We start from the raw sequence: 21,092 nt of genomic DNA, 5'->3' as shown, positions 1-21,092 counted from the left end.
CATGATCAAACTCGAGAAAGTGAACAAGTGGTACGGCGAGCATCATGTGCTCAAGGATGTGGACCTGTCGGTGGCGCGCGGCGAGGTGCTGGTGGTGTGCGGACCCTCGGGGTCCGGCAAGTCCACGATGATCCGCACGATCAACCGCCTGGAACCCATCGAAAAGGGCCGCATCCTGATCGACGGCGCGGATATCTACGGCAAGGGCGCCAACCTGAACGCGCTGCGCCAGAAGATCGGCTTCGTGTTCCAGCAGTTCAACCTCTTCCCGCACATGAGCGTGCTGGAAAACGTGATCTTCGCGCCCGTGAACATCCGCAAGCAGCCCCGCAAGGAGGCCGTGGAGCTGGCGCGCAGCCTGCTTGACCGCGTGGGATTGGCGCACAAGATCGATGCCTATCCGGGATCGCTGTCCGGCGGGCAGCAACAGCGCGTGGCGATCGCGCGCGCGCTGGCGCTGCAACCGCCCGTCATGCTGTTCGACGAGCCGACCAGCGCGCTGGATCCGGAAATGGTGGGCGAGGTGCTTCAGGTGATGAAGGGCCTGGCCAAAGACGGCATGACGATGGTGTGCGTGACGCATGAAATGGGCTTTGCGCGCGACGTCTGCGACCGCGTGGTGTTCATGGACGCGGGCGAAATCCTGGAGATGGATACGCCCGAGCGCTTTTTCAGCGCGCCGGCGCATCCGCGCGCGCAGCGCTTCCTGGCGGACATCCTGCATCCGCGGGGTTGATCCGCGCCGATCGTCCGCGGTGGTAATGTCTGGGGTTTCCATGCGCTTTTCTTCGACCGCGGCGATGTACACCCTCAAGCAATTGGAGGCCTTTTACTGGAGTTCCGAACTGGGCAGCTTCAGCGCGTCGTCGCGCAAGCTGCACACCACCCAATCGGCCGTGGCCAAACGGGTGGGGGAACTCGAGGCCTTTGCCGGCGCGCCCCTGTTCGAGCGGCGCGCCAAGAAACTCCTGATGACCCCGCAGGGCCGCAAGCTGTTCGAGCTGGCCAGCCAGATGCTGGAGCTGAACAGCCGCATCGTGCAGAACATGGCCGATCCGGCCAGCTTCGAAGGCGTGGTGCGTCTGGGCGTGACGGAACTGGTGGGCATGACCTGGCTGGCCGGGCTGATCAAGCAGATCAGCCAGCGCTACCCCCGCGTGCAGTTGATGCCCGAGATCGATGGTGGTATCACGCTCTATGAACGGCTGGAGCAGGACGAACTGGATCTGGCGATCATGCCCGGCCCGTTCTGGGGCTACCAGTACGATTGCACGCACCTGGGGGCGGTCACCAATGTCTGGATGGCGAGTCCGGCGCTGGACATCGATGTCGCTGCCGCGTTGACGCCGCAGGATCTGGCGCCGTATCCGGTGATCTCGCAGCCCACCAATTCCGCGCTATCGCATCTGTACGACGCGTGGTTCGCGGAACAGGGGATGCCGGTCAAGCGCGTGCTGACCTGCAACAGCCTGGGCATGATGGCGCAGCTGACGATGCTGGGATTGGGGATCAGTTACCTGCCGGGCGCCTACTTTGCGCCGCTGGTGGCGCGCGGGGCGCTGTGCCAGTTGAATGTGCAGCCGGACCTGCCGACCATCAATTACTACGCGGTGCACAAAAAGAATATCGTCAATCCGGTCGTATCCCGGGTGATCGACATTGCGCGCGAGGAATGCGCGTTCGAGGTGGCGGGGGCCTTCCTGCCCCATGTGCCGCCGGCGGCGCGGCCCATTGAGGCAGGGGAAGGCGGCTTGCCGGATGGGAATCCGGCCGGCCGGCGCGATTAACCGCAGCGGATCGCCGTCATCACGTCCTTGTCGTCCACGATGAGGTTCAGGCGGGTGTTGTTGTATTCCATGGTGACCAGCTGGCCCGGACGCAGCATGCGCGCGGTGGCGCTGCCGCTGCGCGTGCGCAGGTCTTCCATGACGGACGGCGTGGCTTTCTGACCGATCTGCGATTGCAGCGGGCCGGCGTCGCAGGTCTTGCCGGTGCTGCTGCCGGGCATGGCCGAGGACGAACCGTAGGAAGAGCCGGCGCCGGTGCTCGATGAAGAGGATGCGCTCGAGGAGCTGGAGGCCGGCGCGCTGGACGTACGCGAACCGCCGGTATTGGCGCACGCAGCCAGGCTGGCAACCAGCAGGAAGGGGATCAGCTTGCGGATCATGTAGGACTCCTTACAACGAGCGGACAAAAAGCCATGATAGACCAGCGGCGACGCGCTGTGCTCAAGGCGCGGCGGGCATGTGCAACCGGGCAACAGCGGCGGGCGGCTGGGCGCGCGTCAGGTGTTCGCCAGGTGTCTGACACCCGTATGGACGGTCTTCAGGCTTGAAGGGTGCTTCAAGGGTGTCAGACACCGTCAAGTTGCTCCCGCATCCTCAATGGAAGTCGCGGCTCTGCGACGTCAGCCCGCCCAGGAGGTCGGACATGTCCACCAGCCGCTGCGCGATCAGGTGGCGCACCCCGTCCACACTTTGCCAGGACCCGAACACCCCCAGCAAGGTGGCGCCCAGCAGCTCGCGGCGCTGGCGTTCGATCAGGTCGGGGCGGACCACCACGTTGACCGGGCCGGTCTCGTCTTCGAGGGTGACGAAGATGACCCCCTTGGAGGTCTGGGGGCGCTGGCGCACGGTGACGATGCCGCAGGCGCGCGCGACCCGCTTGTTGGGATAGTCGTTCAGCACCGAGGCAGGCTGGAAGTTGCGCGCGGCCAGTTGGGGGCGCAGCAGCGACACGGGATGGCTGTGCAGGGTCAGGCCGACGCTGCGATAGTCGGCGGCCACGGTCTGGCTCTCCGACGGGGCGGACAGCTGCGGGGCCTGGGTTTCCACGATCTCGGCGTCCCGCAGCAGGTCGCGGCTTTGTACGCTGGCGGCGGCTTCCCAACTGGCCTGGCGCCGGTGGCCGGCCAGGGTGCGCAGCGCATCGCCGGCGGCCAGCGCGTTCAGGTCGTGGCGGTTCAGGCCGGCGCGGCGGGCCAGGTCGGCGGTGTTGGCAAAGGGGGCGTCGGCCCGCGCGGCCTCGATGCGGCGGGCGGCGTCCTCGCGCATGCCTTGCAGCAGGCTGAGTCCCAGCCGCACGGCGGGGCGGGGCGTGGGGACGCCCGGCGTGGCGACGCCCGGCGCTTCGACGCCCGGCGCTTCGACTCCCGGCGTATCGACGCCCGGCGTGGCGACGTCCGGCGTGTCGACGCCCGGCGCCTCTGCGGACGGCGCGTGGGGGTGGGGGCGGCGGCGGGCGCCCGGATGCCCGTCGGGCAGCGTTTCCAGCATCGAATCCCAGCCGCTTACCGTCACGTCGGCGGGCAGCACGCAGACGCCGTGGCGGCGCGCATCCTGCACCAGTTGGGCGGGCGCGTAGAACCCCATCGGCTGGGAATTGAGCAGGGCGGCCAGAAAGGCCTCCGGTTCGTGGCGCTTGAGCCAGGAGCTGGCATACGCCAGCAGGGCGAAGCTGGCGGCATGGCTTTCCGGAAAGCCGTATTCGCCAAACCCTTCCACCTGGCGGAACAGGGCTTCGGCGAAGTCCAGCGTGTAGCCGTGCGCCAGCAGCCCGCCCACCAGCTTGACGCGGAACTTGTCCACGCCGCCCTTGCGCCGCCAGGCCGCCATCGACCGGCGTAGCTGATCGGCCTCGCCGGGCGAAAAACCGGCGGCCACGACGGCGATCTGCATGACCTGTTCCTGGAAGATGGGCACGCCCATGGTGCGGCTGAGCACGCCGCGCACTTTTTCGCTGGGGTAGGTTTCGTCCTCCTTGCCCTGGCGGCGCCGCAGGTAGGGGTGGACCATGCCCCCCTGGATCGGTCCGGGGCGCACGATCGCCACCTGCACCACCAGGTCGTAGTATTCGCGCGGCCGCAGGCGCGGCAGCATCGTCATCTGGGCGCGCGATTCGATCTGGAAGACGCCAATGGTGTCGGCGTCGCAGATCATGTCGTAGGTGGGCACGTCGCCTTCCGGGATGTCCTGCAGGGCGAGCGGCTGGCCGCGGCGCTGGCTGGCCAGTTCAAGTGTGCGGCGCAGGGCCGACAGCATGCCCAGCGCCAGGACGTCGACCTTGAGCAGCTTCAGGGCGTCCAGATCGTCCTTGTCCCATTGCACGACGCTGCGGTCTTCCATGGCGGCGTTCTCGATGGGCACCAGGCGCGAGAGCTTGCCGCGTGAAATGACGAAGCCGCCCGGGTGCTGCGACAGGTGGCGCGGAAAGCCCATCATGGTCTGCGCCAGCGATGCCCACTGGCGCGCCACCTGGGATTCCGGGTCCAGGCCGCAGGCGCCCAGCGTGCGCAGCATTTCCTTCTTGCCGTCCCACCACTGGTGCGCGCGGGCCACGGCGTCGATGACACCCGGGTCCACGCCCAGCGCGCGCCCCGTATCGCGCAGCACGCTGCGCGGCCGGTACGAGATGACCACCCCGGTCAGGGCGGCGCGGTCGCGGCCGTATTTGCCGTAGATGTACTGGATGACTTCTTCGCGGCGTTGATGTTCGAAGTCGACGTCAATGTCGGGCGGTTCGTTGCGTTCCTTGCTGATGAAGCGTTCGAACAGGTTGTTGCCGCGCTGCGGGTCCACTGCCGTGATGCCCAGGCAATAGCAGACGGCGGAATTGGCGGCCGAGCCCCGGCCTTGGCACAGGATGCCGGCGTTGCGGGCGAACTGCACGATGTCGTAGACGGTCAGGAAGTAGGCCTCGTAGTTGAGGTCCGCGATGAGATCCAGTTCCTTGTCGATCTGCGCCGTCACGCTGTCGGGCACGCCCTGGGGAAAGCGCCGGTCCGCCCCGGCCAGCGCTTCCTGGCGCAGATAGCTGGCGGGCGTGTGGCCGGGCGGCACGATCTCGTCGGGATATTCGTAATGCAGCTCGTCCAGCGAAAACGTGCAGCGGCGCGCCACCGCCAGGGTCTGCGCCAGCGCGTCGGGCGGATACAGGCTGGCCAGCCGCATGCGGCTGCGCAGGTGCTGTTCGGCATTGCCCGACAGTTCGTAGCCGCATTGCGACACCTGCTGGCGGGTGCGGATGCCGGTCAGCGTGTCGTGCAGCGGCTTGCGCGACCGGACATGCATCTGCACCTGGCCGACCGCCACGATCGGCAATTGCGAGGCCTGGGCTGCGTGTTCGACGGCGGCGCGGTGCAGGTCGTCGCGCGACTGGTGCAGCAGGTTCAGTCCCACCCACGCGCGCCCCGGAAAGACGCGCGCCAGCCAGCGCGCCTGGTCGGCCATGCGGTCGGCGTCGGTGCCGTAGGCGGGCGTCAGGATGGCCAGGCATTCCGGCAGACTGCGCAGGTGCGCGTGGCCGGCGGGCGGATCGGCAAGGTCTTGCGGGGAAAGCCGGTATTCGCCCTTGGGCGCCCGGGTGCGGCCCAGCGTGATGAATTCAGACAGGTTGCCGTAGCCTTCGCGCGTCTGCGCCAGCAGCGTCAGCCCCAGTGGCGCTGCGTCGGGCGCGGCGCGCAGCTGGAACGTGGCGCCCACGATGAGCGGCAGCTTGAGGGTCTTGGCTTCGGTGTGGGCGCGCACGACGCCGGCCAGCGAGCATTCGTCGGTCAGGGCCAGCGCGGCGTAACCGAGTTCGGCCGCCCGCGCGGTCAGTTCTTCGGGATGCGAGGCGCCTTGCAGGAACGAAAAATTGGACTGGCATTGCAGCTCGGCGTAGCCGGGCAGCTGGGCCAGGACCTCGGCCGGGTCCAGGGGATCGGGGGCGTCGTCGTCCATGCGCATGTCAGGCGTACAGTCCGTGCAGGAACCAGCGCGCGTCCTCGGCGTCGCGCTCGCGGTAGATCCAGTAGCGCGCGCCCGCCGCGTCTTCGGCGACGAAGTAATCGCGCACGGTCAGGGCGGGGTCCCACCAGCCGCTTTCGATGCGTTCGGGGCCGCGCATCAGCCGCAGCGCCTGGCCGGCGTAGTGGGGGCGATGGCCGGACAGCTTGAGGGGCTGCGGGGTTTCCAGCAGCCAGAACGGCCGGTCGAGCAGCGGCGGCAGGGGGGCGGGACGTTCGGGCGCGGCCAGCGCATCGCCCCAGGAATTGGCGGCTTCGGGACGGTGGTCGGCGGTGGGCTGGGCATGGCGCACCCGGTCGCGGCCCAGCCGCGCCACCAGCAGGTCCAGCAGCCGCGCGTGGTCGGCGGCGGTGCCGCCCGGTTCGGGGAACAGGGTGGTGCTGGCCGCGGGCTGCTCGACGGTGTCGGGCGCGTGCAGCGTCACGGCGATGACGGGGGCTTCCAGCGTGAAGTGGTTGAGTTTTTCGCGCAGCAGATGCAGCAGCTGCGGCGCCTGCCAGATGGGCTGGGCCAGGGCCACTTCAAGTTCGGTGGGCGGGCGGGCGTGGCGGCCGCGTTCGTGGTCCATGCTGAGCACCACGCGCCGCACGGCCAGTTGCCGGGCGGTCAGCCAGCCGCCCAGCTGCTCGGCCAGTCGGCCCGCCACGGCCAGCACGGCATCGGTGTTCTCCATGTAGTCCATGAGTTCGATCCGCCGCGAAAACTGGTTGGGCGGTTCGAGCCAGCGGTAGAGTTCGGGCACCTGGCCGTAGGCGGCGTCCAGCGCCTGCAGCAGGTCGGGGGCGCTGCGCCGCTGCAGCCCCCCGCGCGGCAGGGCGCGCAGGTGCGCCAGCGTGTGGCAGCCGATGTCGTCCAGCCAGTTGCGGCGGTCTTGCGCCTGGGGCAGCAGCGACAGCGGCAGGGCATCGAGCCGCCGCGCCAGGGTGGGCAGCTTCAGGGTGCGCCGGGGCACGCGCCGGCCGGCGCGCCGCGCGAGCAGCCAGGCGCCCTTGGCCGTGGGCGCCATGCCCAGCGACACCCGCAGATCCAGCGCCCGCAGCGTGGCGGCCACCCGCCGGCTCAGCGCGCGCGGCCCGCGGAAGAACATCAGGCTGGCGCCCACGTTCAGCAGCACGGTGTCGCCGTCGGCCAGTGCGATTTCCGGGGTGTACTGCAAGAGGGCCAGCGCCGCGCCGTGCAGGGCGTCGGCCTCGGCCAGCGCATTGCGGGGCAGCAGTTCCACGCCGGGGGCGATGGCCGCCGCGCCCGCGCGGCGCATGCCGGGCGTCACGCCGGCCTGGCGGGCGGCGGGGGTCAGGGCGGCGACCCGTTCCTGATCCAGAACGGCGAACGCCTCCTGTTCATGCGGCCAGTGCGGGCGTATGGCGTCCAGCGGCAGGCAGCGCAGGTAGGCGGCGATCCAGAGGCGCATGGCGGGGAGAAGAGGGGGTAAGCGCGCCGGGCTCCAGGCCCACGTACAGCGGGGTGTCGCAGACAGGCCCCCGGCGCTTCAGGATGTGGACGGACAGGCCGCCGGGCGCGGGCGCCAGCGCCAGCCGCAAGGCGGCGGGCGTGGCGGTCTGCGCGGCGCGGGACGGGCGCACGGCGATGAACAGCAGGTCGCTGGCCTGGGCGGCCAGATGCAGGCGGCGCAGGGATTCGGGGCGCACGTGGGGCAGCCAGCAGATCAGCGCGCCGCAACTGGCGTTTTTCAGGATCTGTTCGCTGGCCCACAGCGCGTCGACCGGCTTTTCGGGCGCCACCCACAGCAGTTGCCGGGGATCCAGCCGCCAGCTCATCCAGCTGGCGATGTGCGGCACGTGCGGCGGCTGCACCAGGGCAATGGGACGACGGGTTTCCAGTTGGGCCAGCGCGGGACGCAGCAGGCGGATTTCTCCGATGCCGGGATGGGGGGTGAGCAGTTCAACGAGCGATCCGAGCGGCCAGCCGTTATCCGGCAGTTCGGCTGACAGCGCCGCGTGCCCGGTTGGCAGGGTGCGTGCGGCGCCTTTGGCCAACTGCGTGGCGCGCCACAACGCGGGATGGATCTGTTCGGGGGACTGCATGGCGAAAGCGCCCGGTGCTCAATACCTGTATGAATGTACAGTATTGTACCGGGCTTTGCGCCGGGCGGACGTATCGAAAAGTGCCCCCGAATGTGTCCCGAATGCGTCCCCGAAAAGTGCTAGAACCGCATGTCCTGGTACTTCACCCAGCGCGAGCCGCGCAGCAGCCGGTGGCCGATCCACAGTCCCAGGAACAGCGGAATTGCCAGGTACGTCGACACCACGCCGATCCAGTCGATGCGTTCTTCAAGGAACGCCTGATAGTTCTGTCCCAGCGTGACCACCAGGCACAGCACGAAGGCCAGCAGCGGCCCGAACGGAAAAAGTCCCGCCTTGTAGGGCAGGTCGGCCGTGTCGTAACCGTGCTTCACGTAGCCCTGGCGGAAGCGGTAGTGGCTGACCGCGATGCTCAGCCACACGATGAATTCCGTCATCCCCGCAAAATTGAGCAGCCAGATGTACACCGCCTTCGGGCTGTACACCACGCTGAACAGGCACAGGCAAGCCAGCAGCGTCGTGGCCAAGAGCGCATACAGCGGCACGCCGCGCGGGGTCAGACGCTTGAAGATCGCCGGCGCCTGGCCCTCGGCCGCCATGTTGAACAGCATCCGTGTCGCCGCGTACATGCCCGAATTGCCGGCCGACAGCACGGACGTCAGGATCACCGCGTTCATCACCGTGGCCGCGGACAGCAGGCCCGCGTGCTCGAACACCAGCGTGAAGGGGCTGACCGCGATGTCCTCGACCTCGTTGCGCAGCAGTTGCGGATCGGTGTAGGGCACCAAGAGGCCGATGATCAGGATGGCCAGCACATAGAACAGCAGGATGCGCCAGAAGACGCTGTTGATCGCGCGGGGCACGTTGCGCCGGGGGTTTTCGGACTCGCCGGCCGCCACGCCCACCAGTTCGGTGCCCTGAAAGGAGTAGGCCACCACCATCGCCACGCCCACCCACGTCGCCGCGTTGCCGACGAGGGGCGCGTCGCCCACCTTCCAGTTGTCCAATCCCACCGGTCCGCCGCCGTGGATGATGCCGGCCAGCATCGCCACGCCCACCACGATGAAGCACAGCACCGCCACCACCTTGATGATGGCGAACCAGTATTCCGCCTCGCCGAAGCTGCGCGCCGAGAAAGCGTTCAACCCGAAGGTCAGCACCAGGAACGCCACGCTCCATATCCAGCCTGGCGTGTCCGGCAGCCAGTACGCCATAACGAGCTGCGCCGCCACGACGTCCACCGCCACGACCGTGGCCCAGCTGACCCAGAAGTTCCAGCCCAGCGCAAAGCCGAAACCCGGATCCACGTAGCGCGACGCATACGTGCAGAACGAACCCGACACCGGCATGAAGGTGGCCAGCTCGCCCAGGCTGGTCATGATGAAGTACACCATCAGGCCGATCACCAGGTAGACCATCAGCGCGCCGCCGGGGCCCGCCTGCGCGATGGCCGCGCCGGAAGCGACGAACAGGCCGGTGCCGATGGCCCCGCCCAGCGCTATCATCGTGAGGTGGCGTGCCTTCAGCACGCGGTGCAGCTGATTGTTGCCGGCGGTGTCGCCGGTAGTGTTGCTGGCAGTGTTGCTGACAGGCGCGGCGGCGCCCGAGTCGATGTTCGGTGTGTGCATGACAAGGCGTGTGGTGGCCGCCGCCCGGACATCGCCGGCGCTGGACATTGCCAACGGCGGGCGCCCGTCGTTGCGGGCAAGCGCGGGGCGGCGTGCAAAAAAGCCCGGCGTCGTCGGTACGATGCCAGGCGCGGCGCATTTTACAATGCGGCAATCGGGGCGCAGTCCCACCGTCCCAGGCCAGCACGGAGCAGTTTCATGGCGTCTTCCAGTTCTATCGAATTTCTTCCCGACCCGGGCGTCGACGTGCGCCAGCTCTTCATCCTGCTGCACGGCGTGGGCGGATCGCCCGCCAGCCTGGAACCCCTGGCCCAGGCGGTGCGCGCGGCCTTTCCGACGGCGGCCGTGCTGATCCCCGAAGGTTTCGAGGCCTTTGACGGCGGCGGGACGGGCCGGCAGTGGTTCTCCGTGCGCGGCGTCACCGAAGACAACCGCGCCGAGCGTGTGGCCCAGGCCATGCCGCAGCTTGAGACCTACGTGCGCGAGGCGCAGGCGCGCTTCGGCCTGCTGCAGTCCGACACCGCGGTGGCCGGCTTTTCGCAAGGCGCCATCATGGCGCTGGAACTGGTGCAGGCGCACGACGGCATGGCCGGCCGCGTCATCGCGTTCTCGGGCCGCTATGCGCAACTGCCCAAGAACGCCCCGTTGTACACCACGATTCATCTGCTGCACGGCGCCGACGACGCGGTCATGAGCGTGTCGCAGGCGCAGGCCGCGCAGGCGCGCCTGGCCGAACTGCACGGCGACTCCACCATCGACATCGCCACCCACGTCGGTCACGAATTGCATCCCGCCCTGATCCAGCGCGCCATCGTCCGCCTGCAGACCTGCGTGCCGCTGCGCAGTTGGGAGGCCGCGCTGGGCCTGAACCAGACGCCGCCGGACGGGACGACGGTGCATTGATGGCGGCATCTGCCACGACCGGCGCGAAAGCCTCCGCGCCCGCGCAGCAACGCGCGGCCGATGCCGTCGGCGGCGCGCAAAGCATCTTCCGCGTGCTGCGCATCCTTAAATACGTCGGGGCGGCGCCCGCGCGCGGCGTTGGTCTGACGGATGTGGTGCGTGACGTCGGCCTGACGCCGCCCACCGCGCACCGCATGCTGTCGGCCTTGCTGCAGGAAGGCTTTCTGTCGCTCAATCCGCGGCTCAAGACCTACAGCCTGGGCCGCGAGTCCTACATCCTGGGGCTGGCTGCCGAAAGCCGGCACGGCATCAAGGCCATCGCCGAATCCGCCGTGCTCCGCCTTGCGCAGTCCACGGGCGACACCAGCTTCCTGTCGGTGCGATCGGGACACGAAGCGGTCTGCGTGGACCGCAAGACGGGCGACTTTCCCATCAAGATCCTGACGCTGGAAGTCGGCCATCGCCGCCCGCTGGGCGTGGGGGCGGGCAGCCTGGCGCTGCTGGCATTTCTGCCCAACGACGATATCGACCGCGTGCTGGCGCGCTACGACGCCAGCGCCGCGCCCGATCTGCCGTCCACCGACATGCTGCGCGAAGACATCGCCGCCGCGCGCAAGAACGGCTACGCGCTCAACCCGGGCCGCATCATTCCCGACATGCTGGGCGTGGGCGTGCCGGTGTTCGACCGCGAGCAGCACGTGGTGGCGGCGCTGAGCGTGGCGGCGATCCGTTCGCGCCTGTCCGGCGCGCGCCTTGCGGACGTGGTGGCCGCGTTGCAGCGGGCGGCTTCGGAATTGTCCGCGGACCTGGCCCCGCGCTTCTGATCGCTGCCGGGCAAACGGAAGTCCTGCATCTGGTTCGTCGGGAAACGCCGCGCAGCCGGCGCCTCGGCGAAAAGCCGCGCGCCCGCGCGCATCAACGCCCCGCGCAGGCCTTGCCGCCGTCTACCGGCAGACACACCCCGGTGATGTACTTGGCCTCGTCGCTCGCCAGGAACAGCGCGGCGTGGGCGACGTCCCACGCATCCCCCATCCTCCCCATCGGACTGGCGGCATTGCGCCGCCGCCGCATTTCCTCGACATCGTCGAATTGCCCCGCAATCTGCTTGTAGATCAACGGCGTGTCGATGACGCCGGGCAGCACGGCGTTCACGCGGATATTGTCCGGCGCATAACGCACCGCCAGCGACCGCGTCAGATGGTTCAGCCCCGCCTTGGCCGCGTAGTACGAGGTGTACGGATACGAATTGACCTGAATCGACGCCAGCGACGAAATGTTGACGATGCTGCCCGAGCCCTGCGCCAGCATGGCGGGCAGCACATGCTTGCAGGTCAGGAACACGCCGGTCAGGTTGGTGTCCAGCACGCGATGCCAGCTTTCCTCGCTGGCCTCGATGGGATCGCCCATTTCGGTGATGCCCACGTTGTTGTGCAGCACGTCGATGCGTCCGGCGGCCGCCAGCACGGCGGCAACCGCGGCCTGGATCTGCGCGGAGTCCGTTACGTCGGCGGTCAACGCCTGGCAACGGCCGCCTTCGGCCTCGATGATGGCGCAGGTTTCGCGCGCGGCGTCCTCCCTGACGTCCACCGCGAAGACCCGCGCGCCTTCACGCGCATACAGCGCCGCCGCGGCCTTGCCGTTGCCCCAGCCCGGCCCCGACGACCCCGCGCCAAACACCAGCGCCACCTTGTCCTTCAGCCGCTCGCCCATGTCATTCCGCCGAGATGTGGGCGAAGTCGGCCACCTTCTTCCACTTGGCCACGTCGTCCTGGATCATCGCGGCAAAGGCCTCGGGCTTGTCGGCGACCACATACGCGCCAACCCCCGCGTACTTGGCCTGCACGTCCTTGTCGGCCAACGCCTTGCGGGATGCGTCGTTCAGCTTGGCCAGCACGTCTTTCGGCAGGCCCGCGGGGGCCAGCAGGCCGTTCCACATTTCTGCGTCGTAATCGGGCAGGCCGACTTCAGCAAAGGTGGGCACGTCGGGCAATTGCGGCAGGCGCGATTTGGCGGCCACCACGATCGGGCGCAGACTGCCCGACTGGATGTGCGCCATGGACGACGCCGCCGTATCCCACAGGATGGGCACCTGACCGGCGATCACGTCGTTCAGTGCGGGTCCGGTGCCGCGATACGGCACGTGCATCATGTCCAGGCCGGACAGCGACTTGTAGTATTCCATCGCCATGTGCGTGGCGCCGCCATTGCCCGACGAGGCATAGGAATACTTGCCGGGCGCGCCCTTGATCAAGGCGGTGAACGACGCATAGTCCTTGGCGGGAAAGTTCTTGTTCACCACGATCACGCCCGGCACGCGGATGATCTGCGTGACCGGCGTGAAGTCCTTCACCGCGTCGTAGGGCAGGTTCTTGTACACGGCGGGGTTGGTGCCGTTGGTGCTGGACGTGCCCAGCAGAAGCGTATAACCGTCCGGCGCGGCCGAGGCCACGGCGCGGCTGCCGACGGTGCCGCCCGCGCCACCCCGGTTCTCCACCACGACCGGCTGGCCGATCTGCTTGGCCAGCGCCTCGGCAAAGATGCGGCCGACCACGTCGGACGTGCCGCCGGGCGGGAAGGGCACGATCAGGCGGATGGGGCGGTCGGGGTAGGTGGCCTGCGCCGCGGCGGCGCCCGCCAGCGACAGCGTTGCAGCGGCGGCCGCCAGCTTGATCCAGGTTCTGCGCTTCATGATGGGTTGTCTCCTTGCTTGATTTTGTTGTGTCTTGAACCGGGCGTTGCACGCCGCCGTCAGGCGATGCGGTCACCCGGCTTGATCTTGGCCGCCCGGCTGTCCACGCCCGGCAGCATGTGCGCGGGGTCGCGCGTGACCACCACGTCCAGGATGGTGGGACGGTCCTTGCAGGCATACGCCTCTGCCAGCGCGGCCGGCAGCTCTGCGGGGTCTTCGACGCGGATGCCATGGCAGCCCAGCGCGCGCGCCACATTGGCGTAATTGGTGTCGACCAGGTCCGAAGACTGGTAGCTGCCTTCGCCGTACATCAGATGCTGCAGCGCCTTGATGTACCCGGAGGCCGCGTTGTTGACCACCACGAGCGTAAAGGCGAGCTTCATGCGCACCGCGGTTTCCAGTTCGCCCAGCGACATGTTGCAGCCGCCGTCGCCGGTCAGGCTGACCACCTGGCGTCCCGGCGCCGCCGCGGCTGCGCCGATGGCGCCGGGGATGCCGTAGCCGATAGAAGCAAAGCCGCGATCCGGCACGAAGCCGCGGCCCGCGCGCTTGGTGTCGAACAGCAGGCCGCCCCAGTGCGCCGCGAAGCCGCCGTCCGCGACCAGGATGCCGTCTTCCGGCAGCGAGGCGTTGATCTCGTGCAGCAGCCGCGCCATGCCGACGGGCCGGTCGGCCGACGTCAGCTTGGCGTTCACGGATTCGCGCCATGCGTGCATGGCCTGGCCGACCTCGTCCACGTAGTTTTGGCGTGCGTGCTCGCCGTGGGCGGCCAGGCGCGTGTCCAGATCTTCCAGCGTGGCGCGCACGTCGCCCCACAGCCGCAGGGCAGGCGTGGTGGTGCGGTCGAATTCCTCGGCCACGATGTCCAGATGAATGATCGGCGCGCCGGCGGCCAGCAGGTCGTAGCGGCGCGTCGCCACCTCGCCCAGTTTGCAGCCGACGACGAACAGGCAATCGGACTTGGCGATCAGGTCGTTGGCAATGCGGCTGTAGCGGCCGAACAGCCCCGCGTTCAGCGGGTCGTTGCAGGCGATCGCGCCCTTGCCGCTCATGGTATGGGCGACGGGGATGCCGAACTTGCGGGCGAAGGCCTGGACCGTCTCGGCCGCATCGCTGATGTGTACGCCGCCGCCGCACAGCATCAGCGGGCGGTCGGCGCCGGCCAGCATGCTGGCGGCTTGCGCCACGTCCTCGGCCGATGGCCGGCAGCGCAGCGCGGGCGAGCGCCGGTAGTTGGGGCTGGAATAAAAGTCGTCGGCGTCAAAGGCATGGACGGCGTGTGCGATGTCCTCGGGCACGTCCAGCACCACGGGGCCGGGCCGTCCGCTGGTCGCCACGGCAAACGCGCGCCGCACCAGTTCAGGAATGCGCTCGACCATCTCCACGCGCAGTACGTCTTTCACGACTGGGCGCAGCACTTCCAGTTGCCGGGCTTCCTGCGTCATGTTCTTCCACGCGTGCATCCGGTGCGCGTCGCCGACCAGCGCGACCAGCGCGGTGCCGGCGTTGTAGGCTTCGGCCAGGCCGGTAACCAGATTGGTCGCGCCCGGACCCAGCGTCGCGTCGCACACGCCGGGACGGCCGCTGACCTTGGTATAGGCGTCGGCCGCAAACACCGCGCAGCGCTCGTCGTTGATCAGGTTGTGATTCAGCTTCAGGCGGCGCGCCGCGTCATAGAAAGGCAGCAGTTGAAAGCCGCCCATGCCGAACATCAGGCCGACGTCGTGCGCCGCGAACATGCGGGCGATGGCTTCGCCGCCGGTGATTTCCAGTTTTTCGGACATGCGGGTGATGCTCCTAGTTGGGGTCGCGCCCGGTCAGCAGGGCGTCGATGAAGGTTTTGAGCGGCGTGCCGACGCGGCAGCCCAGGTTTCGGGCGCGGGCGTTGGCAGAAGAAATGGTCCCTTCCTCGTAGCAGGAACGGGCGTCGCCGATGCGGGCGGTTTGCGCGGACACGGTCAAGGCGGCAATGCCGCGTTGGTCCAGCAAAGGCAGGCGGCCGATGCCGGCGCTGTCCTTGCCGATGCCCGCGTCGTTGAACGTGACGAGGCGCGGAGACGCGCGGACACCGTCCGATTGCAGGCCCGCCAGCCGCTCCCCGTGCGAGGCCGTGATGGCGATGAGACCGTCGTCGCGGGAGTCGACCAGCGAGACGGAGTCAGCGCCGATCACCAGCGGAGCGCCGTCCGGGCCTGTCTTGAATACAGTGCGGGATTCCTTGACGTCGGCGGGCGGACGGGCGCTGCGCGACGCGCGCGCCAGCCGCGAGGCGGCCTCGGCCACTGGCATACCCGGTTTGCAGCCCAGGTCTTGCGCCAGCGCGTTCACGAAGCTGAGGACGCCGTGCCGCGCCATGTCCGCGCCATCGCCGATGCGGCAGCTTTGATAGCTTGCGGTGGCGGCGGGCACGCCCCACCGTTGCAGGTCGTCCAGGCCTGCAATGCCGGCACGCATCCAGCCCACGCCGGCGTCGTTCAAGACGACGGCCAGCACGCCACCGCGCGCCGCGCAGTAGGCGGCATAGCTGCCGCCATGCGACCCGGCAATCACGACGCGCCCGGCATCCTGCGGCGTGAGCTTGGTGATGCTGTCCAGCACGCGCGCGTCGCCGGCGCTTGCAGGTTGTTCCATATTATGAATTGTCCCCGTCCTTGAGTATCGCGTTGGCATGGCCGGCGCGATGCCGTCGAATCGTCTGATGTAGTTATTGGCTTGAGACGATTCTAGGGGCGGGGGTTTGGGGAGATCAATGTCATCCCCATAATATGGAAATCAATTTTTGGCGGGCTACTTCTCCCAGCCGCCTCCCAGCGCCAGGAACAAGGCAATCTGGTCGCTGCTCAGATCCGCCTGCGATGCGGCGAGCGCGCTTTCATTGCTGGCCAGCGTGCGCTCGGCGTCCAGCACGGTCAGGTAATCCGTCTTGCCGTACTGGAACAGGCGGCGCGCCTGCGAGGCCGCTTCGGCGCTTTGATCGCGGGCAGCGCGCAGGGCGGTGTCGCGGTCCAGCTGGCGGGCATAGACGACCAGCGCGCTTTCGGTTTCGCGCAAGGCGTTCAGCACGGCCGCGTCGAAACGCGCGGCCGCGGCCTTGGTGTTGGCTTCGGCTTCGGCGATGCGGGCCTGCGCGGCGCCGGTGTTGGGAACGGTCCACGAGATCAGCGGGCCTACGCTCCAGCTGAACGTGCCGCGATCGCCGAACATGGCGGCCGGGCCGCCCGACGCGGCGGACAGGCCCAGCGTGATCTTCGGGTACAGATCGGCCGTGGCCACGCCGATGCGGGCGGTGGAGGCGGCCAGCGTCCGTTCGGCCTGACGGATGTCGGGACGGCGGCGCAGCAGTTCGGCGCCGTCGCCGACGGGGATGGTTTCGGTCAGCTTGGGGGCGCTGGCGCATTGCAGCAGGGCTTGCGGAATCTGGCCCGGCGTCTGGCCGGTCAATGCAGCCAGACGGTACAGCGCGGTGCGTTGCTGCGCCTGGAACGGCGGCAGATTGGCCTGCAATTGTTCGAGCTGGCTGCGCGCCCGTGTGACGTCCAGCGCCGTGCCGCGTCCCGCGCGTTGCAGGCGGCTGACGGCGTCGACCGACTCCTTCTGCACCTGCACGGAATGCTGCGCCGAGGCAAGCTGCATGCCCGCCGCGCACATGTTGGCGTAGGCGCGCGCGGTCTCGGCCGCGACGGTGACGCGGGTGGCGTCATAGGCGGCCTGGGCGGCCTGCGCGTCGCCGGTGGACGCTTCCACGGCGCGGCGGATCTGGCCGAAAAGGTCCAGCTGATACGACACGCTGGCGCCGGTGGAGTACGACCAGCGATTGGGCGGATCGATGCCGGGTTGCAGTTCCTGCAAGCCGGAAACGTGGCCGAACGTGGGCGAAGCATTGACGCCGATCGTCGGCTGTTGTTGCGCCTTCGTTTCCTGCACCGCGGCCTGCGCGCGTTCCAGATTGGCGCTGGCCACGCGCAGGTCGGTGTTTGCGGCCAGGGCCTTTTCCACCAGCCCGTCCAGCACGGGGTCGTTGTACAGGCGCCACCAGTGGCCGGGGACTTCCTCTTGCCGATACACGCCGGCCTGCGCCTCCATAAAGGAGGATTGCGCGCTCGGCCGCTGGGAGACGGCCTCCGGCGGCACCTTGTAGTCGGGGCCCACGGAGGCGCATCCGGCCAGCGCGAGGGCCAGCGTCAGCGGAAGGAGGAGTCTGGTTTTCATGGCAGGTACGGCTTGGCGTCGATAAGAAATTGCGGAGTTTCCGGAGAAAAGTGGTTCTGCGTCCCGTCAGGACGCGTGGGGCGCGGCGGTGGCGGTCTGGGCCGGGCGGTCGTCCACCGAAACCGTGGCGGTCTGGCCGGCGACCAGGCGTACGCCTTCGGGCACCTCGTCGATCTTCACGCGCACCGGGATGCGCTGCGCAAGACGGACCCAGTTGAAGGTCGGGTTCACGTTGGGAAGCAGGTTGGCGCCGGTGCTGCGGTCGCGGTCCGCGATACCCAGAGCGATGCTTTCGACGTGGCCGCGGATGTGACGCGGTTCGCCCATCAGCGTCACGGTGACCGGGTCGCCTTCGTGGATGCCGGGCAGCTTGGTTTCTTCAAAGTAGCCTTCGACGTAGAACGAACCGGCGTCCACCAGCGCCATCACGCCGTGGCCGGCGGTGGCGTAGGAGCCCGCGCGCAGGTCCAGGTTGGTGATGCGGCCATCGCTGGCGGCCACGACGCGGCTGCGTTCCAGATTGAGGCGGGCGGTGTTCAGTTGCACCTGCGCCTGCGCTAGCGCGGCTTCGGTCTGCTGCACCTTGGTCTGGCTCTGTTCCACCGCTTCGGCCGCGACAAGCTGGCCCAGCGAGCGGTTGCGCTTGGCGTCGCGCAGCGCCTGGTCGTGCGCCACCTGCTGCGAACGGACCGAGGCCTGCGCCTGGTCGAACGCCAACTGGAAGCGGGCGCGATCGATTTCGAACAGCAGGTCGCCGGCCTTCACGTCCTGGTTATCGTGCACGGGCACGCTGGTCACCAGGCCGGAGACGTCGGGCGCCACCTGCACGACATAGGCCTTGACGCGGCCATCGCGCGTCCAGGGTTCGACTTCATAGTGATCCCAAAGCTGCCAGCCGGCGTAAACGGCGGCGGCGACGACGACAGCCGTCACAGCGAACTTGCCGATAGCAGCAGGGCGAAGGGCATTGGGGAGTTTCATACCTATCTCTGAAGAAAATAAGGGGAAATGAGGGAGACGCCGTACAGCAGCACCACGAACAGCGCCAGGTCAAACAGCGCGGGGTGCCACACCAGGCGATACAGCCCGGCGCGCGCCAGCACGCGGCGCACGCCCCAGGCCACGGCCAGGGTGACGACGCCCAGCACGAGCAGCCAGGGGAAATAAATGCCGTAGAGATTGAATTCGCCAATCATGATGCTTGGCCCTCCAGGGTCGGATGGGCGGGTTGATAGTCGGGCGCGTCGGGAAAGAAGGCGCGGCGGATGCCGACCAGCGCCACCACGGCGCGGTCGCGCGCATGCGGGCCTTGCGGGGTGGCGGCCACACTGCTCAGCGCGCGATCGATCTGCGCCAGGAACTCCGGCGTCTTGTCCTGCATGCGGCCCGACGAACGGATCTTGAAGAACTGCGCCAGGCTGTTCAGCACCGGCTGGATCGTGGCCTCGGCCATCGGCAGATGGCGGCGGGCCCGCTGCAGCTCGGTGATGTCGCGGCCCACGCGCAGGTCCTTCAACGCATCGGCGGCCACCAGGTCGTCGGGCCGCTTGGCCAGCGCCAGGCGCGGCTGCAACAGGCCGATGCGGTCCAGCATGCGGGCGGTGTAGGTATGGCGCGAAGGCGCGCGGGGCGAGCTGGCCAGCGTCGCCAGTTCCTTCCAGTTGGCGGCCTGGATGCGGCGCGCGCTCCAATCGACGCTGACGGTGCGGAAGATGGCGGCAATGATCGCGGCCGTGGCCACGCCCATGCACTGCGCAACCTGCGTGTCGATGAACGACACGACGTCGGCGGTGTTGGTGTCCTGCAGCGCCATGGTGCCCAGGAACCCGAACAGCATGGCCATGGCCTTGCCGGTGCTGGCCGGGCGGGCAATAAACACGCCCAGCACGAAGGCGGTCGGTAGCATGGACAGCGCCAGCATCTCGAACGAATGGATGGCCGGCATGATGCCGAGCAGATACAGCGCCGACAGCGGAATGGAATACACCGTGTAGGTCAGGAACTGCATGATGCCCGGCACGGGATTGTCCTGCGACGCAAAGAAGCAGCTGAAGATCGCGGCCATCAGCGCGGCGGTGGCGCCGTTGCTCCAGGCCGTGCCGATCCAGAAGAGGCAGCAGACCGAAATCGCCAGCGCCGCGGCCAGCGCCGACAGCAGCGCCATGCCGTGGTCGCGGTGCAGCGCCGAGTTCGGATCGCGTGTCGTGCGCGGGGCGCGAACCGGCGCGCCCTGCAGCCCGGCCCGGATGTCACGGCGCAGCGCCAGGCATTCGTCATAGGTGTCGATCAGTTCGCGCAGGCGCGCCATCAGGCTGGCCAGCAGCGCGTCGCGCCACGTGGAGCGGCTGTCGATGCCGGGCGTCAGCCGCGTCACGGCGGCGCGCAACTGGACGGCGGTTTCGTGCGAGGCCTGCGGGCCGGCGTTGATCCATTCCGAGATATCGGCAAGCAGCGACTGCACGGGTTCGGACAGCGGCTGGCCATTGGCCTGCAAGGCGCGCATGCGGTCTTCGACGGCGGACACGGCCGGCGTCAGCGCCGCGATTTGGTCCTGCATGGCGCGCACGGCGCCCGCGGTCCAGCGCAGGTTGCTGGTGTCGAAGGGAACGTGCGTGGATAAGAGGCGCAGTTGCGTGATGTCGTTGGCCAGCTCGCGGCGGTCCTTGTCGCGCTGTTCGGCCGTCTTGCCGCTGAGCGTGTCGTGCATCCAGTTGCGCGCATCGCGCACGGCTTTGTCCAATTGCAGCGTCAGCGCGGGTGCCAGGCCGCGCGGCAGCACGATGCTGTGGATCAGCGTGGCGCACACGATGCCCAGGCTGATTTCCTCGACACGCGCCAGCGCCGTGTCGAACACCAGGGAAGGGTCGGTGACGCTGGGAAAGCCGATCATCGCGGCGGTGTAGCCGGCCAGCATGAACAGATAGGACCGCGGCGTGCGGTCCAGCACCGACATGTACAGGCAGGCGCCCACCCACAGCACCATCGCGCCGGTCATGACGACGGGCGAGTTCGACAGCCGCGGCACCATGTACACGGTGGCCGCCGACCCGAAGAAGGTGCCGACCAGACGGTACAGCGCCTTGGAACGCACCGCGCCGGACCAGGGCTGCGCCACGACGTAGGCGGTGGTCATGGCCCAGAACGGACGCGGCAAACCAATGCTGTAAGCCAGATAGAGCGCCATGATGGCGCTCAGGTAGCTCTTGAGCGAGAAGATGGTTTCGCGGACGTTGGGCAGTTTCATGGCCGGGCGTCCTCTTGCGCACCGGCGCCGCTGCGGCCCAGCGACACCTTCATGGCGTCGAACACGCGCAGGCAGGCTTGCAGATCGGATTCGCTGACGTCGTGAAAGATGCGGCGGCGCAGTTCAACCAGCACGTCTTCGACCTGCGCGCGCAGCGCGTGGCCGGCTTCGGTCAGGTGCAGGGTGCGTGCGCGGCGATCGTGGGGGTCTTCGCGCCGTTCCATCAGGCCGGCGGCCACCAGTTGATCCAGCACGCGCACAAGGGAGGGGCCTTCGACGCCCAAAGCTTCGGCCAGCGCGCCTTGGCGAACTCCGTCGCCAAGACGGCCGGCCAGAATGACGGGCCACGCAGTCGCTTGAGAAAGGCCGTAGTCGGCGAGCGCTTTATCGGCGGCGCCGCGGTAGGCGCGCGACAGCACCATCAGGTTGGCGGTGGTGGCCATGAGCTGGGAGTCGGATGGAGTAAGCATGAATTCGATTGTATCCTATCTATTAGCTTACTAATGATTGAAAATGGCGACTATCGCGATAGATTCTTTCAATTGGGAAGATGGCGGTGCGGTTTTCCGTGGGTGGAAAACTGAAGGCGGG

18 protein-coding genes are annotated in these 21,092 nt (G+C 68.3%); 4 read left to right on the top strand and 14 right to left on the bottom strand.

Features of this window, described 5'->3' with window-relative positions; all coding sequences use genetic code 11:
• Position 1: 1 nt before the first annotated feature.
• Together MHZ91_RS16205 and MHZ91_RS16200 are read left to right on the top strand one after the other, a co-directional pair.
• On the top strand, positions 2–736 hold the full coding sequence (locus tag MHZ91_RS16205; RefSeq protein ID WP_175121787.1) for an amino acid ABC transporter ATP-binding protein: 735 nt from the start codon (positions 2–4) through the stop codon (positions 734–736).
• Between the two features lie 25 nt (positions 737–761).
• Positions 762–1,787 (top strand): LysR family transcriptional regulator, encoded by a 1,026-nt coding sequence (locus MHZ91_RS16200; protein ID WP_370647827.1) that lies wholly within the window; start codon positions 762–764, stop codon positions 1,785–1,787.
• On the opposite strand, the gene MHZ91_RS16195 is transcribed toward MHZ91_RS16200, so the two are convergent.
• The 5 genes from MHZ91_RS16195 to MHZ91_RS16175 form a co-directional block, all read right to left on the bottom strand.
• The gene (locus MHZ91_RS16195; protein ID WP_175121786.1) at positions 1,784–2,167 is read right to left on the bottom strand and encodes an I78 family peptidase inhibitor; all 384 of its coding nucleotides are present in this window, start codon (positions 2,165–2,167) and stop codon (positions 1,784–1,786) included. The genes MHZ91_RS16200 and MHZ91_RS16195 overlap by 4 nt on opposite strands.
• Before the next feature lie 214 nt (positions 2,168–2,381).
• Positions 2,382–5,726, bottom strand: a complete 3,345-nt coding sequence (locus MHZ91_RS16190; protein WP_239214577.1) for an error-prone DNA polymerase — start codon at positions 5,724–5,726, stop codon at positions 2,382–2,384.
• A gap of 1 nt (position 5,727) precedes the next feature.
• On the bottom strand, positions 5,728–7,197 hold the full coding sequence (locus MHZ91_RS16185; RefSeq protein ID WP_218343645.1) for a DNA polymerase Y family protein: 1,470 nt from the start codon (positions 7,195–7,197) through the stop codon (positions 5,728–5,730).
• The gene (imuA, locus tag MHZ91_RS16180; RefSeq protein WP_175121783.1) at positions 7,127–7,831 is read right to left on the bottom strand and encodes a translesion DNA synthesis-associated protein ImuA; all 705 of its coding nucleotides are present in this window, start codon (positions 7,829–7,831) and stop codon (positions 7,127–7,129) included. Before imuA ends, MHZ91_RS16185 begins: the two co-directional genes overlap by 71 nt.
• A 119-nt stretch (positions 7,832–7,950) precedes the next feature.
• Positions 7,951–9,456, bottom strand: coding sequence for an amino acid permease (locus MHZ91_RS16175; protein WP_239214576.1), 1,506 nt, complete (start codon positions 9,454–9,456; stop codon positions 7,951–7,953).
• A 198-nt stretch (positions 9,457–9,654) separates the two neighbouring features.
• Between MHZ91_RS16175 and ypfH the strand changes: the two genes are divergently transcribed.
• Positions 9,655–10,359, top strand: a complete 705-nt coding sequence (gene ypfH, locus MHZ91_RS16170; RefSeq protein ID WP_175136683.1) for an esterase — start codon at positions 9,655–9,657, stop codon at positions 10,357–10,359.
• Positions 10,359–11,183, top strand: coding sequence for an IclR family transcriptional regulator (locus tag MHZ91_RS16165; protein ID WP_175121782.1), 825 nt, complete (start codon positions 10,359–10,361; stop codon positions 11,181–11,183). Before ypfH ends, MHZ91_RS16165 begins: the two co-directional genes overlap by 1 nt.
• A gap of 91 nt (positions 11,184–11,274) precedes the next feature.
• Here the strand turns inward: MHZ91_RS16165 and MHZ91_RS16160 are convergent, their stop codons facing one another.
• From MHZ91_RS16160 to MHZ91_RS16120, 9 genes are all read right to left on the bottom strand, one after another.
• Complete coding sequence (locus tag MHZ91_RS16160) at positions 11,275–12,069, bottom strand: SDR family NAD(P)-dependent oxidoreductase (RefSeq protein ID WP_175136681.1); 795 nt, start codon at positions 12,067–12,069, stop codon at positions 11,275–11,277.
• 1 nt (position 12,070) lies between these two features.
• Positions 12,071–13,048, bottom strand: coding sequence for a tripartite tricarboxylate transporter substrate binding protein (locus tag MHZ91_RS16155; protein ID WP_175121780.1), 978 nt, complete (start codon positions 13,046–13,048; stop codon positions 12,071–12,073).
• A gap of 59 nt (positions 13,049–13,107) precedes the next feature.
• Positions 13,108–14,832, bottom strand: coding sequence for a thiamine pyrophosphate-binding protein (locus tag MHZ91_RS16150; RefSeq protein ID WP_239214574.1), 1,725 nt, complete (start codon positions 14,830–14,832; stop codon positions 13,108–13,110).
• A 13-nt stretch (positions 14,833–14,845) separates the two neighbouring features.
• Positions 14,846–15,679, bottom strand: a complete 834-nt coding sequence (locus tag MHZ91_RS16145) for a hypothetical protein (protein ID WP_239214573.1) — start codon at positions 15,677–15,679, stop codon at positions 14,846–14,848.
• Between the two features lie 156 nt (positions 15,680–15,835).
• A complete protein-coding gene (locus MHZ91_RS16140) occupies positions 15,836–17,257 on the bottom strand; it encodes an efflux transporter outer membrane subunit (protein ID WP_239214570.1) in 1,422 nt (473 codons plus the stop codon).
• Positions 17,258–17,323: 66 nt separating this feature from the next.
• Complete coding sequence (locus tag MHZ91_RS16135; RefSeq protein ID WP_239214567.1) at positions 17,324–18,238, bottom strand: HlyD family secretion protein; 915 nt, start codon at positions 18,236–18,238, stop codon at positions 17,324–17,326.
• A gap of 2 nt (positions 18,239–18,240) precedes the next feature.
• The gene (locus tag MHZ91_RS16130) at positions 18,241–18,453 is read right to left on the bottom strand and encodes a DUF1656 domain-containing protein (protein WP_175121775.1); all 213 of its coding nucleotides are present in this window, start codon (positions 18,451–18,453) and stop codon (positions 18,241–18,243) included.
• Positions 18,450–20,501, bottom strand: a complete 2,052-nt coding sequence (locus tag MHZ91_RS16125; protein ID WP_239214565.1) for an FUSC family protein — start codon at positions 20,499–20,501, stop codon at positions 18,450–18,452. Before MHZ91_RS16125 ends, MHZ91_RS16130 begins: the two co-directional genes overlap by 4 nt.
• The gene (locus MHZ91_RS16120) at positions 20,498–20,971 is read right to left on the bottom strand and encodes a MarR family winged helix-turn-helix transcriptional regulator (RefSeq protein ID WP_175121773.1); all 474 of its coding nucleotides are present in this window, start codon (positions 20,969–20,971) and stop codon (positions 20,498–20,500) included. The genes MHZ91_RS16125 and MHZ91_RS16120 overlap by 4 nt, the downstream gene beginning before the upstream one ends.
• Positions 20,972–21,092: the final 121 nt, after the last annotated feature.

Origin of the sequence: Achromobacter sp. ACRQX (assembly GCF_022346505.1) — a bacterium.
In the GTDB taxonomy this organism is placed as follows: Bacteria; Pseudomonadota; Gammaproteobacteria; order Burkholderiales; family Burkholderiaceae_B; genus Achromobacter; species Achromobacter animicus.
Note: the sequence above shows the minus strand (reverse complement) of the source record. Positions and strands in the feature narration are given on the sequence as shown.

Excerpts from the sequence above, each read along its gene's own strand:
- MHZ91_RS16140 (WP_239214570.1), bottom strand. The coding sequence starts at position 17,257 with ATGAAAACCAGACTCCTCCTTCCGCTGACGCTGGCCCTCGCGCTGGCC.
- MHZ91_RS16205 (WP_175121787.1), top strand. The coding sequence starts at position 2 with ATGATCAAACTCGAGAAAGTGAACAAGTGGTACGGCGAGCATCATGTG.
- MHZ91_RS16155 (WP_175121780.1), bottom strand. The coding sequence starts at position 13,048 with ATGAAGCGCAGAACCTGGATCAAGCTGGCGGCCGCCGCTGCAACGCTG.
- MHZ91_RS16190 (WP_239214577.1), bottom strand. The coding sequence starts at position 5,726 with ATGCGCATGGACGACGACGCCCCCGATCCCCTGGACCCGGCCGAGGTC.
- MHZ91_RS16130 (WP_175121775.1), bottom strand. The coding sequence starts at position 18,453 with ATGATTGGCGAATTCAATCTCTACGGCATTTATTTCCCCTGGCTGCTC.
- MHZ91_RS16175 (WP_239214576.1), bottom strand. The coding sequence starts at position 9,456 with ATGCACACACCGAACATCGACTCGGGCGCCGCCGCGCCTGTCAGCAAC.
- MHZ91_RS16160 (WP_175136681.1), bottom strand. The coding sequence starts at position 12,069 with ATGGGCGAGCGGCTGAAGGACAAGGTGGCGCTGGTGTTTGGCGCGGGG.
- MHZ91_RS16165 (WP_175121782.1), top strand. The coding sequence starts at position 10,359 with ATGGCGGCATCTGCCACGACCGGCGCGAAAGCCTCCGCGCCCGCGCAG.
- MHZ91_RS16200 (WP_370647827.1), top strand. The coding sequence starts at position 762 with ATGTCTGGGGTTTCCATGCGCTTTTCTTCGACCGCGGCGATGTACACC.
- MHZ91_RS16185 (WP_218343645.1), bottom strand. The coding sequence starts at position 7,197 with ATGCGCCTCTGGATCGCCGCCTACCTGCGCTGCCTGCCGCTGGACGCC.
- MHZ91_RS16150 (WP_239214574.1), bottom strand. The coding sequence starts at position 14,832 with ATGTCCGAAAAACTGGAAATCACCGGCGGCGAAGCCATCGCCCGCATG.
- MHZ91_RS16135 (WP_239214567.1), bottom strand. The coding sequence starts at position 18,238 with ATGAAACTCCCCAATGCCCTTCGCCCTGCTGCTATCGGCAAGTTCGCT.
- MHZ91_RS16195 (WP_175121786.1), bottom strand. The coding sequence starts at position 2,167 with ATGATCCGCAAGCTGATCCCCTTCCTGCTGGTTGCCAGCCTGGCTGCG.
- MHZ91_RS16120 (WP_175121773.1), bottom strand. The coding sequence starts at position 20,971 with ATGCTTACTCCATCCGACTCCCAGCTCATGGCCACCACCGCCAACCTG.
- MHZ91_RS16125 (WP_239214565.1), bottom strand. The coding sequence starts at position 20,501 with ATGAAACTGCCCAACGTCCGCGAAACCATCTTCTCGCTCAAGAGCTAC.
- MHZ91_RS16145 (WP_239214573.1), bottom strand. The coding sequence starts at position 15,679 with ATGGAACAACCTGCAAGCGCCGGCGACGCGCGCGTGCTGGACAGCATC.
- imuA (WP_175121783.1), bottom strand. The coding sequence starts at position 7,831 with ATGCAGTCCCCCGAACAGATCCATCCCGCGTTGTGGCGCGCCACGCAG.
- ypfH (WP_175136683.1), top strand. The coding sequence starts at position 9,655 with ATGGCGTCTTCCAGTTCTATCGAATTTCTTCCCGACCCGGGCGTCGAC.